General features: G+C 62.1%; 14 protein-coding genes. 12 read left to right on the top strand and 2 right to left on the bottom strand.

Annotated elements, in window-relative coordinates:
* Positions 1–108: 108 nt before the first annotated feature.
* The 12 genes from C7J97_RS07730 (at position 109) to C7J97_RS07680 (ending at position 12,508) form a co-directional block, all read left to right on the top strand.
* Positions 109–807: a response regulator transcription factor gene (locus tag C7J97_RS07730; RefSeq protein ID WP_005921458.1), complete on the top strand. Its 699-nt coding sequence runs from the start codon at positions 109–111 to the stop codon at positions 805–807.
* Complete coding sequence (locus C7J97_RS07725; protein ID WP_113992501.1) at positions 807–2,336, top strand: sensor histidine kinase; 1,530 nt, start codon at positions 807–809, stop codon at positions 2,334–2,336. The genes C7J97_RS07730 and C7J97_RS07725 overlap by 1 nt, the downstream gene beginning before the upstream one ends.
* 90 nt (positions 2,337–2,426) lie before the next feature.
* Positions 2,427–2,783, top strand: a complete 357-nt coding sequence (locus C7J97_RS14845) for a hypothetical protein (protein ID WP_207657564.1) — start codon at positions 2,427–2,429, stop codon at positions 2,781–2,783.
* 9 nt (positions 2,784–2,792) lie between these two features.
* Positions 2,793–3,443, top strand: coding sequence for a ribulose-phosphate 3-epimerase (rpe, locus tag C7J97_RS07720; RefSeq protein WP_113992500.1), 651 nt, complete (start codon positions 2,793–2,795; stop codon positions 3,441–3,443).
* Positions 3,444–3,455: 12 nt separating this feature from the next.
* Complete coding sequence (locus C7J97_RS07715; RefSeq protein WP_112121482.1) at positions 3,456–4,475, top strand: RnfABCDGE type electron transport complex subunit D; 1,020 nt, start codon at positions 3,456–3,458, stop codon at positions 4,473–4,475.
* Positions 4,472–5,197 carry an Rnf-Nqr domain containing protein gene (locus C7J97_RS07710; RefSeq protein WP_113992499.1) on the top strand — a complete coding sequence of 242 codons (726 nt, stop codon included), beginning with the start codon at positions 4,472–4,474 and terminating at the stop codon, positions 5,195–5,197. Before C7J97_RS07715 ends, C7J97_RS07710 begins: the two co-directional genes overlap by 4 nt.
* Positions 5,194–5,805 carry an Rnf-Nqr domain containing protein gene (locus C7J97_RS07705; RefSeq protein ID WP_112121480.1) on the top strand — a complete coding sequence of 204 codons (612 nt, stop codon included), beginning with the start codon at positions 5,194–5,196 and terminating at the stop codon, positions 5,803–5,805. Before C7J97_RS07710 ends, C7J97_RS07705 begins: the two co-directional genes overlap by 4 nt.
* Before the next feature lie 24 nt (positions 5,806–5,829).
* The gene (locus C7J97_RS07700) at positions 5,830–6,930 is read left to right on the top strand and encodes a putative glycoside hydrolase (RefSeq protein WP_113992498.1); all 1,101 of its coding nucleotides are present in this window, start codon (positions 5,830–5,832) and stop codon (positions 6,928–6,930) included.
* A gap of 34 nt (positions 6,931–6,964) precedes the next feature.
* A complete protein-coding gene (locus C7J97_RS07695) occupies positions 6,965–8,257 on the top strand; it encodes a DUF1015 domain-containing protein (RefSeq protein WP_113992497.1) in 1,293 nt (430 codons plus the stop codon).
* Positions 8,258–8,267: 10 nt separating this feature from the next.
* The gene (locus C7J97_RS07690) at positions 8,268–10,193 is read left to right on the top strand and encodes a DEAD/DEAH box helicase (protein WP_113992496.1); all 1,926 of its coding nucleotides are present in this window, start codon (positions 8,268–8,270) and stop codon (positions 10,191–10,193) included.
* The gene (locus C7J97_RS07685) at positions 10,190–11,038 is read left to right on the top strand and encodes a putative RNA methyltransferase (protein WP_113992495.1); all 849 of its coding nucleotides are present in this window, start codon (positions 10,190–10,192) and stop codon (positions 11,036–11,038) included. Before C7J97_RS07690 ends, C7J97_RS07685 begins: the two co-directional genes overlap by 4 nt.
* 279 nt (positions 11,039–11,317) lie before the next feature.
* Positions 11,318–12,508 carry a twin-arginine translocation signal domain-containing protein gene (locus tag C7J97_RS07680; protein ID WP_242983466.1) on the top strand — a complete coding sequence of 397 codons (1,191 nt, stop codon included), beginning with the start codon at positions 11,318–11,320 and terminating at the stop codon, positions 12,506–12,508.
* Positions 12,509–12,589: 81 nt separating this feature from the next.
* Here C7J97_RS07680 and C7J97_RS07675 read toward each other — a convergent pair whose 3' ends face one another.
* Positions 12,590–13,945 (bottom strand): MATE family efflux transporter, encoded by a 1,356-nt coding sequence (locus C7J97_RS07675; RefSeq protein WP_005921479.1) that lies wholly within the window; start codon positions 13,943–13,945, stop codon positions 12,590–12,592.
* Between the two features lie 88 nt (positions 13,946–14,033).
* A complete protein-coding gene (locus tag C7J97_RS07670; RefSeq protein ID WP_113992493.1) occupies positions 14,034–15,473 on the bottom strand; it encodes an alanine/glycine:cation symporter family protein in 1,440 nt (479 codons plus the stop codon).
* Positions 15,474–15,694 lie beyond the last annotated feature (221 nt).

The raw sequence follows: 15,694 nt of genomic DNA, 5'->3' as shown, positions 1-15,694 counted from the left end.
TTATTTTGTCATAACTGTCCCGTATAATAGAAAGGAAAGAGCCGGTCAAAACGCCCGGAAGGGCTGAAGATACAGCAAAAACCTGCATAAAAGGGGAGGAAAACACTTATGGCAAACGAAAAGATCCTTGTGGTGGACGACGACGCCAACATCTGCGAGCTGCTGCGGCTGTACCTGACCAAGGAGGGCTATCAGGTCACGGTGGCAAACGATGGCGAAGAAGGGCTGGAAAAGTTCAACGCGGTCAAGCCGGACATGGTGCTGCTGGACGTGATGATGCCCCGCATGGACGGTCTTGAGGTCTGCCGCCGCATCCGCAAGGCGGGCAACACCCCGGTGATGATGCTTACCGCCAAGGGCGAGACCTTTGACAAGGTGCTGGGCTTGGAGCTTGGCGCAGACGATTACATGGTCAAGCCCTTTGACGCAAAAGAAGTGGTGGCACGCATCAAGGCGGTGCTGCGCCGCTGCCAGACTACCTCCGCTGCCGCCGAGAGCACCGAGGGCGTTATTGAGTTCGACAACCTCCGTCTGGATATGAACAGCTACGAGCTGCGGGTCAAGGGCAAGGTGGTGGAGGCTCCCCCCAAGGAGCTGGAACTGCTGAACTGTCTGGCTTCCCACCCCAACCGCGTGTACACCCGCGACCAGCTGCTGGACGAGGTGTGGGGCTTTGAGTACTACGGCGACAGCCGCACCATTGATGTCCACGTCAAGCGCCTGCGCGAAAAGCTGGCCGGTGCTTCCGATAAGTGGGAACTGAAAACCGTCTGGGGCGTGGGCTATAAGTTCGAGGTGCGTCAATAATGCGTAAAAGTATCTCCACGGCCTTTTTCTCCATGGTGTCCACCCTGATGGTGCTGGGCATCGTGCTGATGGGCTGCTCGGAGTGGGTGCTGTTCAAGAATTATTTTGCGAAGGATCGCTACGAAACACTGGATCAGGTGGTAAATGTCGCCAAGCGCACCGCAGAGTATCTGGTAAACAGCGAGACCATGCCGCAGGGCGCAGAGCTGGACGCTTTGAACACCAAGCTGGAGATCATCGGCGAGAGCGCCGAGGCTTATCTGTTTTTCACCGACCGACAGGGCAATGTGCTCATCGCCTCCGACCCGGACAAGCTTACTACCACCACCGTGCCGCTGGATATCTGCCAGCGCGCCAACGCAGTGGCTGACCCGGACGCCCGGCACTACCACGCTTTCGGCGATTTGGGAGGCGCCCTGACCGAAAAAAGCTATATCGCGGCGGTGGAGACCATCGATGACCAGAGCCTGTTCAGCGGCTGGCTGTTTTTGTGCTCCTCCGGCGCGCAGCTCACCGACTTCAAGCAGCAGTTCTGGTCCAACTTCCTCATGTCCGCCTGCGTGATGCTGCTGTGCGCCAGCGTGCTGACCCGCCTGTTGATGCGTCAGCTCACCGACCCGCTGCAAAAGGTCACCGATGCCGCCCAGCGCTTTGGCGGCGGCGACCTCTCTGTCCGCGTGGAGGGCGTGGAGGGTGATGGCGAGGTGGCAGACCTTGCCCGCACCTTCAACCAGATGGCGGAGAACATCCAGTCCAACGATAACTCCCGGGGTCAGTTCATGGGCAACATCGCCCACGAACTGCGCACCCCCATGACCACCATCAAGGGCTTTGTGGACGGCATTCTGGACGGCACCATCCCGCCCGAGATGCAGAACCACTACCTGCAGCTGGTCAGCGAGGAGACCGGCCGTCTGGCACGGCTCATCCAGAATATGCTGGATCTCTCCAAGCTGGAAAGCGGAGAGTATCAGGTGAACGCCCGGATGTTCAATATCTGGGAGACCCTGACCGGCGTGGCGCTTGCCGCAGAGCAGCGCATCAACGATGGCATGATCGAGCTGGAAGGCCTGACCATGGATGAAAAGGTGCTGGTCTACGCCGACCCCGACCTGATCCATCAGGTGGCGTATAATTTGCTGGACAACGCCATCAAGTTCACCCCGGCGGGCGGCACCATCCGCTTCAGCGTGGAAAAGCTTGGCCCCGAGGCCGAGATCTCCATCTGGAACTCCGGGCAGGGCATCAGCCCGGAGGCGCTGCCCTATGTGTTCGAGCGGTTCTACAAGGAGGATCGTTCCCGCGGCCTGCACGCCCGCGGCTCCGGTTTGGGACTGAACATCTGCAAGGTGCTGGTCAATCTGTCCGGCGGGCAGATCCGCGTGGAGAGCCAGCAGGGCGAGTGGTGCCGCTTTGTGTTCACCCTGCCCACCTGTTCCCCCAACCCCGGCGGCATGAAGCGCCTGCCGGACGCCGCCGGGCAGCCCGGCGCAGTGGAGGAACCCGCCAGCATGAAGCCGGTAGAATAAGACCCCGCAGCCAGACTGCCCCGCCCGGGCGGTCTGGCTGCTTTGGCGTTGTTGGAATAAAAATTCTGCTTACCGCTGTGACCCCCTCTTGTGAAAATGCGTTTGGAGCACTCCGCAGAGTGCGACAAACGCGGAATTAAAAATCTATTTTCCGCTGAATATGGCCAGAGCAACGCGGAGGCCATTCCAAATCGTTCTGCTTCAAAGAAAGCTGCTGCAAAATGGCAAGCCTTCGGCGGCAGCTGCGCGGCACATGGAGATGCTGCCGCGCAATGGACTTTTTGCGCCATTTACGACTTTTCGGTGAAAAAAACGGCTGCGGGTTTGATTTTTTGGCCGTTTTCATGTAAACTAAAAGATAACCATGCCCGCGTATTTTTTGCCCGGCAGAACCCTGCAAAACGCGCAACACATGGGATAAAAATTGCTAAAAATAACGGAGCGTAATGAAATATTATGGCCATCGTAAGTCCTTCGATTCTTTCTGCTGATTTTGGCAAGCTGGGTGCAGACTGCCGCATGGTGTTGGACGCCGGCGCACAGATGCTGCACTATGACGTGATGGACGGGCATTTTGTGCCCAACATCAGCTTTGGTGTGCCGGTGCTCAAAAGCCTGCACAAGGCGCTGCCGGATGCCTTTTATGACGTGCATCTGATGATCAGCCACCCGCTGCAATACGCCGAGCCCTTTATCAAGGCTGGTGCTACCCTGTATAACTTCCATCTGGAGTGCGAAGATGATATTCAGGCCACCATTGATGCCGTTCGTGCGCTGGGCTGCAAGGTGGGTCTGACCATTAAGCCCGGCACCCCGGCCGAGGCGCTGGCCCCGTGGCTGAACCAGCTGGATCTGGTGCTGGTGATGAGCGTGGAACCCGGCTTCGGCGGGCAGAAGTTCATGCCCTCGGCGCTGGACAAGCTCCGCTGGCTCAAGGCAGAGCGGGAAGCACGCGGCCTTTCCTACCTGCTGGAGGTGGACGGCGGCGTGGATGCCGCCACCGCACCCTTGTGCGTAGAAGCCGGTGCCGACGTGCTGGTGGCAGGCAGTGCCGTGTTCGGCGCCGCCGACCCTGCTGCGGCTGTGGGCGCACTGGCCAGCCTGTAAGGAGGCCCGTATATGGATGAAGCTTTGATCCAAGAGCAGGAGCGGCAGCTGCAAAAGACCGGCCGGTACTATAAGCACGTTTTCTGGCTGTGTGTGCCGCTGCTGTGCATGGCCTGCTATTTCTATGGGGCGCGTCCGCTGCTGCTGTGCGGCATCGCCCTGCTTACCGGCAACCTGTGCGACCGTCTGGTGGCGCTGCTGCGCCATCGGGTGTACACCAATAAAGATCTCTCCAACGAGAGTTTCAGCCTGATCATCGCCCTGCTCATGCCCGCCACCGTGGACATCTATGTGCTGGTGGTGGCAGTGCTGGCGGGCGTGCTCATCGGCAAGGAGGTCTTTGGCGGCTACGGCAGCTATCCCTTCAACCCCGCTGCCGTGGGCTACGCCGTGGCGGCGGTATCGTGGCCGGAGCAGGTGGTGCGCTACCCGCAGCCCTATACGCCGCTGCCCCTGTGGAACGCCTCTGCCGTGCCGGTGAGCAGCACCATCGAGGATACCCTGCGCAGCGGCGGCATCCTGAACCTGAACGCCCTCGCCGTTGTGCTGGGCGAGTTTGCTGCCCCCATGGGCACCGGTGCGGCGCTGGTCATTCTGGCCTGCGGCCTTGTGCTGTGGACCCAGAAGGACGTGCACATCGGCGCATCAGCGAGCTTTCTCATCACCTGCGGGCTCATCGCCTTCTTCTTCCCGCGTCAGGTGGGTTTGGCGGACAGCACCCTCTTCAGCAGCCTGCTGCCCCGCCTGCAGGGCATCCGGGACGAGCTGCACACCGGTGCGGTGCTGTTCTGTGCGGTGTTCCTGCTCAACGAGCCCTACACCTGCGCCCATCACCGGCTCGGACGCATCCTGTACGGCGCCCTAGTGGGTGCTGCCACCATGGGCTTCCGCTATTTCGGCGTGTACGAGACCGGCGTCTGCTTTGCACTGCTGGCAGTCAACAGCGTGTCCGCGCTCATTGACCGCACCGAGGAGCGGCTGTACCGTCTGCTGCACCGTCTGCCGTCCGAACGAAAGGAGGCTGCGGAATGAAAAAGCGTACTGCGGAACTGATTTTAAAGGACCCCGAAAAGTTTGCCCATCATGACCGTGTGTTCCTGAATAACCCGGTGGTCATGCAGGGCATGGGTCTGGCACCGCTGGTGGTCGTGGCTACCACCGGGCAGAACGGCCTGATGCTGGCGGCGGCGGTGACGCTGCTGCTGGTGCCCTCCCGCGTGCTGGCCTGCCTGCTCAGCCGCCTTGTACCCCTGCGGGACGAGGAGCCTACCCCGGAGCAGCTGCAAAAAAAGCTGCTGCCCCGCGCACTTTTGTACGCAGCCAGCGCCGCTGTGGTGTACCTGGCGGCATATCCCATTTTGAACTTCGTGTTTGGCACCGGGCTTTTGAACCTTGGCATCTACCTGCCCATGCTGGTGGTGGAGCCGCTTCTGACCTACCGCTTCGGCCGCGTGCAGGAGACAGTGCACAAGGCCGTTTCCAAGGGCGTGCGCATCACCGTGGGCTACGCGCTGCTGCTGCTCGTGGTGGGCGTGGTGCGCGAGTGGCTCAGCCTTGGCACCGTGTTCGGTGCCCCGGTGGGGCGCTGGGCGCTGCTGCCGCTGGCTAAGATGCCGGCGGGCGGCTTTATCGTGCTGGGCATCCTGTGCGCCATCTGGCGCGCTGCGGCTGCAAAGCGCAAGGAATATCTGAAAAAGGAAGCACGGGATACCCTGACCGTGCACTACCAGAAGGAGGTGGACCGCGAACCGTGAAGGAAGTTGTAAGCAGCTCGGCAGTGTTTTTCAGCTATGCACTGCTGGCCATTTTTGCACAGAACGCTGTCTTTACCCGTGCACTGGGCGTGTCCCGCATGGTGCAGCTGGTGGGGGACGACCGCACCAGCAGCGCCTTGTTCGGCATGATGCTGTGCATCACGCAGGTGCTGGTGGCGCCGGTGGCTTTTCTTGCCGGGCGGTTCATTGCCCCGCTGGATAACCGCGCCCAGCTGCGCCCGCTGGTGTATATTGCCAGCATTGCCGTGGTGTGTCTGGCGGAGCATCTGGTGCTGTGGCTGCTGCGCAGCCTGCCCCGCCGCGCCCAGCTGCTGCGCATCGTGCCGCTGGCCGCGCTGAACAGCGGCGTGCTGGGCACGGTGCTGGTGGAGCGCACCCAGTCCTTTACCCTTGGCCAGAGCCTTGGCTTTGGCCTTGGCAGCGGCCTTGGCTATGTGCTGGCGGTGCTGCTGGTCACCGAGGCGCGCCACCGCCTGCGCAGCAAAGCGATCCCCAAAGCATTCCGCGGCCTGCCCATCACGCTGGTGTATATCGGCGTGCTGGCGCTGGCGATCTATGGCTTTACCGGACATTCCGTTATCCTGTAATGCAGACAGGGAGGAAAAGATACCATGGCTAAGTATAAACGTCAGAAGGTCAAGCATTATCACCGCAGCTTTTACAGCCGTGAAATGCGCGTCAAGCGCGGCATCGGCATTGCGGTGCTGGTAGTGGCAGTGCTGGCAGCAGCATGGTTTGCCGCACCCCATGTGCTGGATTGGGCCACCCACACTTGGTATACCGTGGTCAAGGATCGGGATCTGGAGGCCGAAAGCGCTTCCCGCGCCGAGGCAGCCGCCTCCTCTGCGGCGGCAAGCAGCGCTGCTGCTTCGCAGGCAGCGTCTGAGCCGGAGGAGGAAAAGCCGCTGGACGGCAAGGCCATTACCGGCGGCAGCTGGGCAGAGCTGGACGTGACCACCCTGACCGATGAAGCCGCCATCCGCACCGCCGTCCGGCAGCTGAAGCAGCAGGGCGCAGACTACGCCCTTGTCACCCTGAAGGACGCCGCTGGCACGGTGTACTACGCTTCCGGGGTGGCAGCCGCTGCCCAGAGCATCACCGAAAACCCGGTGGATGCGGCCAATATCGCCGCCATCCTGCGGGAGGAGGGCATTATCCCGGCGGCACAGCTTGCCGCCTTTACCGACCCGGTGTCGGTGTACACCGACCGCAGCATGGGCGTGCACTACGATGGCAACAGCCTCTGGCTGGACAACGTCAGCGCAGCCAAGGGCGGCAAGGCATGGATGAACCCCTTTGCCGCAAGCGCGGTGCAGTATGTCGGCGACCTCATTGAGGAGGTGCAGGGCATGGGCTACGAGCAGGTGGTGCTTACCGGGGTGCAGTTCCCCAATATCATCACCCGCAAGCAGGACTTCGGTGCCTCCGGCGGCAAGAGCCGGGAGGGACGCGCCGCCCAGCTGACGGCGGATATCGCCGCATGGCAGACCCGCTTTGCAGGCAGCGTGACCCTGTGGGTCAGCTACCCGGACGCACTGTGCACCGCCGCTACCGATGCCCTTGGCACCACCGGCACGTCCCTTGGCATGGAAAACCTGCTGGTCACCAGCAGCACCGCACTGGATGCGGACAGCCGCGCTGCGCTGGAGCAGGCCGCTGCCGACGCCGGTGTGCAGCACATTGTGGTGCACGACACCGCAGCGTTCCGCTGAGAAGCGGCTTTGATAGAGAGGGGAGGAAACGACTATGAAACCGACTACCTGTTTTGCACCCGCACACATCCTGCTGCCTTCGGAGCAGGTGCCGCTGGAGCAGTGGGGCTGCATCGCCTGTGACCAGTTCACCAGTGACCGCAGCTATTGGCAGCGGGCAGAAGAGACCGCTGCGGGTGCGCCCAGCACCCTGAACCTGATCCTGCCGGAGGTGTATCTGGAGGACGGAGACGCCGATGCGCGGGTGGAAAAGATCCACGCCACCATGCAGGATTACGCCAAAAATGTGCTCACCCGGGCGGTGGACGGCTTTATCTATGTGGAGCGCACCGAGCAGAGCGGCCGGGTGCGGCAGGGTCTTGTAGGGCGTGTGGACTTGGAAGCTTACAGCTACCGCCGTGGCGAAAAATGTACCGTGCGCCCCAGCGAGTGCACCGTGGAAAGCCGCATCCCGCCCCGCATGAAGGTGCGCACCGGCGCTGCGCTGGAAACGCCCCACATCATGATGCTGGCGGATGACCCGGACTGCACCCTCATCGAGCCCATTGCCGCCCACAAGGACAGCCTGCCCAAGGTATACGAGGGCGAGCTGATGCTGGGCGGCGGCCATGTGGCAGGCTGGGCGGTGGAGGACCCCGCCCTCATCGCACAGATCGAAAATGCGCTGACCGTGCTGGGCAGTCAGGAAGAATTTGACAAGAAATACCCCGATGCCACCCGCCGCGACCCGCTGACGCTGGCCGTGGGCGATGGCAACCACTCGCTGGCTACCGCAAAGGCCTGCTGGGAGGAGCTGAAAAAGACTCTGACCCCGGAACAGGCAGAAAATCACCCCGCCCGCTGGTGTCTGGCAGAGGTGTGCAACGTGCACTCCCCGGCCATCGAGATCGAGCCCATCCACCGGGTGCTGTTCAACGTGGACTGCGCCACCGTGCTGCTGAGCCTCATTACATGGAGCGATTCCAACATGGCAGGCTGCTGCTTTGGCGGCAGCAAAAAGCAGCCTTTTACGCTGGCGGGCCCCCACATGGCCAATGTGCTCAGCTTTGAGGACCCCACCGAGCCGCTGACCGTGGGCACCATCGACGATTTTATTTCGGATTATATCGAGCGCCACCCGGAAGCAAAGGTGGACTATGTGCATGACGAGCCGGCTGTGCGTGCGCTGTGCAAGCAGGGCGCAGTGGCGTTTTTGATGCCGCCCTTCGCCAAGAGCGACCTGTTCCGCGGCGTTGTGATGGGCGGCGTGCTGCCCCGCAAGACCTTCAGCATGGGACATGCGGAGGAAAAGCGCTACTACATCGAGTGCCGGAAGATCACAGAATAATAGGAGAACCATGACATTTAAAGAACTGAATCTGTCCGCCCCGCTGCTGCGCGCTGTGCAGGAAGCGGGCTACGAGACCCCCTCGCCCATTCAGGCAGCGGCCATCCCGCCGGTGCTGGCAGGCCGGGATCTGATGGGCTGCGCCCAGACCGGCACCGGCAAGACGGCGGCCTTTGCGCTGCCCATGCTGGACCGGCTCACCGCCAACGCACCCCGCCGCAAGGGCGCTGTCCGTGCGCTGATCCTGACCCCCACCCGGGAGCTGGCTTTGCAGATCGGCGAAAGCTTTGAAGCCTACGGCAAGTACCTGAAATTGCGCAGCACCGTCATCTTTGGCGGCGTGGGACAGGCACCGCAGGTGGAAGCGCTGAAAAAGGGCGTGGATATCCTCATCGCCTGCCCGGGACGGCTGAACGACCTGATCGGGCAGGGCTTTATCGACCTGTCCGCTTTGGAAATTTTTGTGCTGGACGAGGCCGACCGGATGCTGGACATGGGCTTTGTCCATGACGTGAAAAAGGTCATTGCAAAGCTGCCCGCCCAGCGCCAAAACCTGATGTTCAGCGCCACCATGCCCGCCGAGATCGAGCAGCTGGCTTCCGGCATCCTGCACGACCCCGCCTTTGTCAAGGTGGACCCGGTGTCCAGCACCGTGGACCGCATCCAGCAGAGCCTGTACTATGTGGAAAAGGGCAACAAAAAGCTTTTGCTGCCGTGGCTCATCAAAAATCTGCAGCCGCCGGTGGTCAATGCGCTGGTGTTCAGCCGCACCAAGCACGGCGCGGATAAGATCGCAAAGGATCTGACAAAGCAGGGCATCCCCGCCGCCGCCATCCACGGCAACAAGAGTCAGACCGCCCGCGTCACCGCGCTGGAGGATTTCAAGTCCGGCAAGACCCGGGTGCTGGTGGCCACCGATATCGCCGCACGCGGCATTGATATCAGCGAGCTTTCCCATGTGTTCAACTACGACCTGCCCGAGGTGCCGGAGACCTATGTGCACCGCATCGGGCGCACCGCCCGCGCCGGTGCGGACGGCACCGCCGTCAGCTTCTGCGCCCCGGAGGAGCAGGAGTATCTGGCAGGCATTGAAAAGCTGAACCGCCGCAAGATCCCGGTGGTATCCGGCCACCCGTGGGACGGCGTGCCCGCCCCGGTGCGCCCGGTGCTGCCCGTGCGCGGCAAAAAGCCCCGCCCCGAAGCGGAAAACTTGGCCGAAGCGCCGAAAAAACAGGCCGAAACTGCGCCCGCAAAGGCTGCAAAGGCAGCTGCGCCCGCGCCGAAGCAGGAGCCGAAGGCTGCAAAGAACGCGGTGCCTGCAAAACCGAAAAAAGAGGAAACACTGATGCAAGACAGCAACGCAAAGCGCGGGGCCCGCAACGACCGCCGCGCCAACAACCGGGGCGCAAACGCCCCCAAGGAGACGGCAGCGCCCCGCGCCCGCCGCGAGAATGCCGCCCCCGCCCGGGGCAGCAACGTCCAGCCCAAGTTTGACCCCCATTTTGTCAGCGCCCCGGAGGCTACTCCGCTGCGCCCGGCACGCAAGACCCCTGCCGCTCCGGCAGCACCCGCCATCCGTAGCGCACAGGAGCCTCAGAATATCCAGAACGCAAACCGCAGCGGCAGCCGCCGCAACGACCGCAACGACCGGGGTGAACAGCGCAATGCCCGCCCCGCAGCCCAGAGCAATAACGCCCGTCCTGCCCGCAACGAGCGCGGCAATGCAGGAAGCCAGAGCCGCACCGGCAGCGCACCCCGCGCTGCCAAGGCCGAGCCTGCCCGCCGCGGCCGCAATGCCGCCGCCCGGGACGAGGACCCGGGGCTGATGCTCATCAGCCGCCGCCCGCCCCAGCAGAAGTACACCAGCTTTGAGGAATATATGGACGCCCACGGCGGTGCCACCGCACCCATTGAGGATCACAGCGAAGAAGTATGAGCCGGAACGAAGCCTTTACCCCGTGGCAGTGCCCCCTGTGCGGCGGCGCGCTGCAAGGGGAGAACGATCTGAAATGTGAAAAAGGCCACTGCTTTGACCGCGCCCGGGAGGGCTACTGGCATCTTTTGCCGGTGCAGAGTATGCGCACCAAAGCCCCCGGGGACAGCAAGGAGATGGTAGCTGCCCGCCGCGCCTTCCTGAACGCCGGATACTACGGCATCTTCGGGCAGGCGCTGGGGGAGTTGTGCCTTGCCCACGGCGTGCCCGCCGCGAAGGACGCCCCACTGCATCTGCTGGACGCAGGCTGCGGCGAGGGCTGGTACGACCGCTGCATCGCGCAGCAGTTCGCGGCGGCGGAAAAGCCGTTGCAGCTGGCCGGGTTCGATATCGCAAAGCCCGCCGTGCGGCTGGCGGCAAAGGCGCTGCCCGCCGCGCAGTATGCGGTGGCGTCCAGCTTCAGCCAGCCGGTGCGCACCGGCTGGGCAGACGTGCTGCTGAACTGCTTTTCGCCCTTTGCGCAGGAGGAGTTCAGCCGGGTGCTGCGCCCGGGCGGGCGCATGATCTACGTTGTGCCGGGGGCAGAGCATCTGTACCAGATGAAGGCTGTGCTCTACGAAAAGCCCTACAAAAACCCGGTGCAGCAGGTGGAGTACCCGGGCTTCCGCGCCATTGATGAGCGTGAGGTGCAGGGTACCATCACCGTGCCCGCCGCCCAGCTGGAAGCCCTGTTCGCCATGACCCCCTACTACTGGAAAACACCCCGCGACGGTGCCGCCCGCCTTGCGGCTCTGCCGCAGCTGACCACCACCATTGCTTTCCGCTTTCTGGTGTTTGAAAAGCTGTAATAAGATAAAAAGGACTGCCGTGCAGAGTGCACGGCAGTCCTTTTTTATGCCCATTCTCATGCTTGTTGATTTTCACAAGAACTGGCATACTAATATATCAATTTAGCACAAAAACAATAAAATCTATTTACAAGTGCGTTATATTGTGGTACGATTTGTGTAGATTTCGATGGCATGATACAACTGGAATGTCTATCGGGCCCGGCAGCAGGGCGTTTGCTGCACAGCTTTGGGCGGCTTTGCTCCGCACAAATGAGCCGTCTGCATTTAAAAGGAGAAATGATGATGAACAGAAGAGACTTTATGAAGCTTTCCGCCGCTTCTGCCGTGACCATGGGCGCAGTGGCTGGCATGGCGCCAGCATCCTTTGCTGAAAACGCTGGCGTGCACACCGATGCTGAGGTGCAGGCCATGGTGGCAGAGGAACTCCGCCTCTCCCGCGAGGTAGCCTTTTATCCGGCTGCTTTCCGGGGCGATTTTGACAAGTTCTATGTGCTGTTCCACAAGCTGTCCCGCGCTCAGTACGAGAAGGTGGACGGTGCAGCTGTGCCCGGCATCAATGCTTCTCACTACGAGATGTGTGTTGCTCTGACCAATGCCCGCAAGGCGCTGCGCCAGATCAAGGACCCCAAGAGCACCGTTTGGGAAATTTGGGGAGATCAGATGGCCGTGGAATCTCCGCTGCCCACCAACTGGGAAAATTGCTACGATAACGAGGGCTTCCGTCCCTTCCTGAACCCGTACCTGTTGCGAGATCAGGGCAAGGTGAAGGGCAACGTGATCATTATTGCAGGCGGCGGCAGCACCCACCGCAACAACGTGGTGGAAGGCTACCCGGTGGCCGAGTTCTTCAACAAGAACGGCTACAACGCCTTTGTGCTGCAGCGCCGCGTCAACCCTTATGCCGCTGTGGATCAGCAGCTGGATCTGGCCCGTGCTATCCGCTACATCCGCCACAACGCCTCTGAAAAACACATCGGCAAGACCGATATCATGATCGCGGTGGGCTTCTCTGCTGGCGGCATGAATGTGATGCAGGTGGTGGCCGACCAGTTCGGCACTACGAATACCCCGGATAAGGTCTACCCCAGCTACGTCTGCGATGCTGTGGACCATGAGAGCGCTGACCTGAACGTGGCGATCCCCATCTACGGACTGTTCGTCACCGGTCTGAACTTCACGAAGAACCCCAACCTGCCTCCGGTCTTTGGTGTTGTGGGTCAGAAAGACGGCCTGAGTGCGATGATGCTGCCCGCTCTGCCGGAGTGCGCGAATATCTTCAAAGATTTCAGCTTCTATCTGGCACCTGATGCACCCCACGGTGTGGGTCTGGGCACTGGCACCAAGGGCTATGTGGATTACTATACCCAGATCGCCCAGTGGCCGGATATGGCTGTCAACTTCATCGAGAGCCGTCTGGGGCTGATGGAAAAGAAGATCGACATGGACTCCGTGGGCTTTGCATGGTAAGCTGCCCCGACAGGAGTACCTGAAAAAAAACGACCCGCCGCATCTCTTTCAGTGCGGCGGGTCGTTTTTTGTAAAATAATGTTATGTATGATACTCCATCCATTTGCCCTTCCACGCATACAGGATCATGAGCAATGCGCCCAGACCCCAGCTGACGGGGTAGAGGATGAACACGCCCTCGATGCCGGAGAAGAAGGGCAGCAGGAACTGGATCCACACCACACGGAACAGGCACAGCGAGACCAGCAGCACCACCATGGGCGGGATGCTGGCACCCGTGCCGCGCACGGCACCGGCAAGGCCGTGAAGGATGCTGAGCAGGAAGTAGAACGGGCAGAACCACCGCATGGCCAGCTTGCCGTAGGTGACCACGGCCTCGTCGGCGGTGAACAGGTGCAGAATGGCGTCCTGTCCGGCCAATAGCGCCGCGCCGGTGCAAAGGGTGTAGATGACCCCGATGGCAAGGGTGACCCACACCGAGCGCTTTACCCGGTCCAGACGCCCCGCACCGTAGTTCTGCCCCACAAAGGTGGTGGCAGCCATGCTGATGCTGCTCACCGGCAGGATGTTGAAGCCGTCGATCTTCATGTAGGCCGCAAAGCCCGCCATGGCGGCGGCACCGTAGCTGTTCACGCTGGCCTGCACCAGCACGTTGGAAAAGGAGATGACCATGTTCTGGATGCCGGTGGGCAGACCCACCCGGATGATGCGGCCTGCCATTTTGCGGTGCAGCCGGATGGCGGAAAGTTCCACCCGGCAGGCGTCCTCGCTTTTCATCAGAAAACGCAGGCTCAGCACGCAGGACACCAGCTGGCTCAGGTCTGTGGCGATGGCAGCGCCCGCCACCCCCATCCGCAGCCCCACGATGAACACAAAGTCCAGCACGATGTTGGTCACCGACGCCCATGCCAGATACACCAGCGAGCGGCGGGAGTTGCCGGCGGCGTTCAGGATGCCGGCGGTCATGTTATACACCACGCTGAACAGCACCCCGCCGAAGTAGATGCGGATATAGGTCACGGCATCGGCCAGCACCTCGGCGGGGGTGTTCATGGCCACCAGCAAAGCGCGCCCGCAGGCAACGCCGCCCACCGTCAGCAAAAGCCCCATGACCACCGCAATGGCAAGGGAGGTGTGCACCGCCTCGCGGGTCTCCTTGTGGTCGCCCGCGCCCAGATACTGCGACACCACCACGCCCGCGCCCACGGCAAGCCCCTGACTGAAGCCGATGAGCAGGTAGATGGGCGACCCGCTGGAGCCCACGGCGGCAAGGGCATTGCTGCCCACAAAATTGCCCACGATGATGCTGTCGGCGGTGTTGTACATCTGCTGCAGCAGGTTGCCGAAGATCAGCGGCAGGGCAAACAGCAGCAGGCTTTTTACAATGCTGCCCTCGGTCATAAGGGTAGCGGTATTCCGTGTTTTTACGGCGGCCATGGGGCTCCTCCTCTCAGCGCAAAAAATCGCTTGTACCCCTTAGCATAGCACAAACCCCGCCTTGGGACAAGGGGCAGGGCTGACGATTTTAAATTGTCTCACCCGCAGACAACAGCGGCGGCGCGGCGCTGCCGTGCAGCTTGCGGGCAAGGTAGTTTTGGGTGATCTTCACCACCGTACCGGACAGCGCCACCACGCCGATGAGGTTCGGCAGCATCATCAGGCCGTTGAAGGTGTCGGAAAGCGTCCATGCAAGGTCCAGCCGTATCACCGCGCCCACCGGCATCAGCGCTACGAACAGCACCCGGTAAAATGCCCCTGCCCCTGCGCCGAAGAGATACTCCACAGCCTTGCAGCCGTAGCAGCTCCAGCCCAGCACGGTGGAATAGGCGAACAGCAGGATGCACACCGCAATGAGCTTGGACCCCAGCGTGCCGAACACGGCGTCAAAGGCCTGCCCCACCAGTGCACTGCCCGCCGCCCTGGCGGCAATGCGCCCGGTGTCCGGCTCCACAAAGCCGGAGGTCAGCACCACCAGCGCCGTCAGGGTGCACACCACCATGGTGTCTGCAAACACCTCAAAAATGCCCCACATGCCCTGCTGCACCGGCTCCTTTACGTTGGAAGCCGCGTGCACCATCACCGAGGAGCCAAGCCCCGCTTCGTTGGAAAAAGCACCCCGCTTGAAGCCCCAAGTGACCGCCCGGGACAGGCCGTAGCCTACGATGCCCCCACCGGCGGCCCGCAGCCCGAACGCGCCTTTCAGGATGGCGGCAAGCGCCGCCGGGACGGCGGTGATATGCACCCCCACTACGGTGAGCGCACCCACGATGTACAGCAGCGCCATGGCGGGGACAAGCCTTTCTGCCACCGCAGCCACACGCTTCAGCCCGCCCAGCAAAATCACCGCCGACACTGCCGCCAGCACTGCGCCGGTAACGGCCTCCGGCACGCCAAACGCCGCTTTCAGGTTGCCCGCGATGGAATTGAGCTGGCTCAGGTTGCCGATGCCAAAGCTTGCCAGCGCGCAGAACGCAGCAAACAGCACCGCCAGCACCCGCCCCGGCTTGCCGCCAAGGCCGTCCCGCAGGTAGTACATCGGCCCGCCGCGCCAGCCGCCCGCCGGGTCTTTGCGGCGGTAGTAGATGCCCAGCACATTCTCGGCGTAGCTGGTCATCATGCCCAGCAGCGCCATGACCCACATCCAGAACACCGCCCCCGCCCCGCCGGAAAGGATGGCTGTTGCCACCCCCACAAGGTTGCCGGTGCCGATGGTGGACGCCAGCGCGGTGCACAGGCTTTGGAACTGGCTGATGGCCTGCTCCTCGCGGGCGGTATGGGCGGTGACGCTCTGGTCGGTCAGGATGGCACCGAGGGTGTGCCGCATCCAGTAGCCCCACCGCCGCAGCTGGAAGCCCCCGGTGCGCACCGTCAGCAGCAGCCCGGTGCCGAAGAGCAGCCCCAGCCCCATCGGCCCCCACACGATGCCGTTCACGGCCTCGACTCCCCGCATGAACCGCTCTGGCATCTCGTGGCCTCCTTTGTGGTGGTACGATTTGAAATGCCCTCCGTTACACTCTGGGCATATTCAGCGGAAAAATTATTTATAATTTCGTGTTTGTCGCGGCCTGCGGGCCGCTCCAAACACATTTTCACAGAAGGGGCGTAACGAGAAACGGCTCACCCCTTTACCGCATTTTATGCAGCAGCCTTAGTCCTCATGCGGTGCGGAGGGCTTTTCGGGGTCTG

It is taken from the genome of Faecalibacterium prausnitzii, assembly GCF_003324185.1.
GTDB lineage: Bacteria > Bacillota > Clostridia > Oscillospirales > Ruminococcaceae > Faecalibacterium > Faecalibacterium prausnitzii.
This window is presented reverse-complemented; position numbering and strand designations above follow the sequence as displayed.

What these genes read in the sequence shown, in the direction of transcription:
- rpe (WP_113992500.1), top strand. Translation starts at nt 2,793, where the DNA reads ATGGCCATCGTAAGTCCTTCGATTCTTTCTGCTGATTTTGGCAAGCTG.
- C7J97_RS07700 (WP_113992498.1), top strand. Translation starts at nt 5,830, where the DNA reads ATGGCTAAGTATAAACGTCAGAAGGTCAAGCATTATCACCGCAGCTTT.
- C7J97_RS07730 (WP_005921458.1), top strand. Translation starts at nt 109, where the DNA reads ATGGCAAACGAAAAGATCCTTGTGGTGGACGACGACGCCAACATCTGC.
- C7J97_RS07710 (WP_113992499.1), top strand. Translation starts at nt 4,472, where the DNA reads ATGAAAAAGCGTACTGCGGAACTGATTTTAAAGGACCCCGAAAAGTTT.
- C7J97_RS07670 (WP_113992493.1), bottom strand. Translation starts at nt 15,473, where the DNA reads ATGCCAGAGCGGTTCATGCGGGGAGTCGAGGCCGTGAACGGCATCGTG.
- C7J97_RS07725 (WP_113992501.1), top strand. Translation starts at nt 807, where the DNA reads ATGCGTAAAAGTATCTCCACGGCCTTTTTCTCCATGGTGTCCACCCTG.
- C7J97_RS07685 (WP_113992495.1), top strand. Translation starts at nt 10,190, where the DNA reads ATGAGCCGGAACGAAGCCTTTACCCCGTGGCAGTGCCCCCTGTGCGGC.
- C7J97_RS07680 (WP_242983466.1), top strand. Translation starts at nt 11,318, where the DNA reads ATGATGATGAACAGAAGAGACTTTATGAAGCTTTCCGCCGCTTCTGCC.
- C7J97_RS07675 (WP_005921479.1), bottom strand. Translation starts at nt 13,945, where the DNA reads ATGGCCGCCGTAAAAACACGGAATACCGCTACCCTTATGACCGAGGGC.
- C7J97_RS07715 (WP_112121482.1), top strand. Translation starts at nt 3,456, where the DNA reads ATGGATGAAGCTTTGATCCAAGAGCAGGAGCGGCAGCTGCAAAAGACC.
- C7J97_RS07695 (WP_113992497.1), top strand. Translation starts at nt 6,965, where the DNA reads ATGAAACCGACTACCTGTTTTGCACCCGCACACATCCTGCTGCCTTCG.
- C7J97_RS07690 (WP_113992496.1), top strand. Translation starts at nt 8,268, where the DNA reads ATGACATTTAAAGAACTGAATCTGTCCGCCCCGCTGCTGCGCGCTGTG.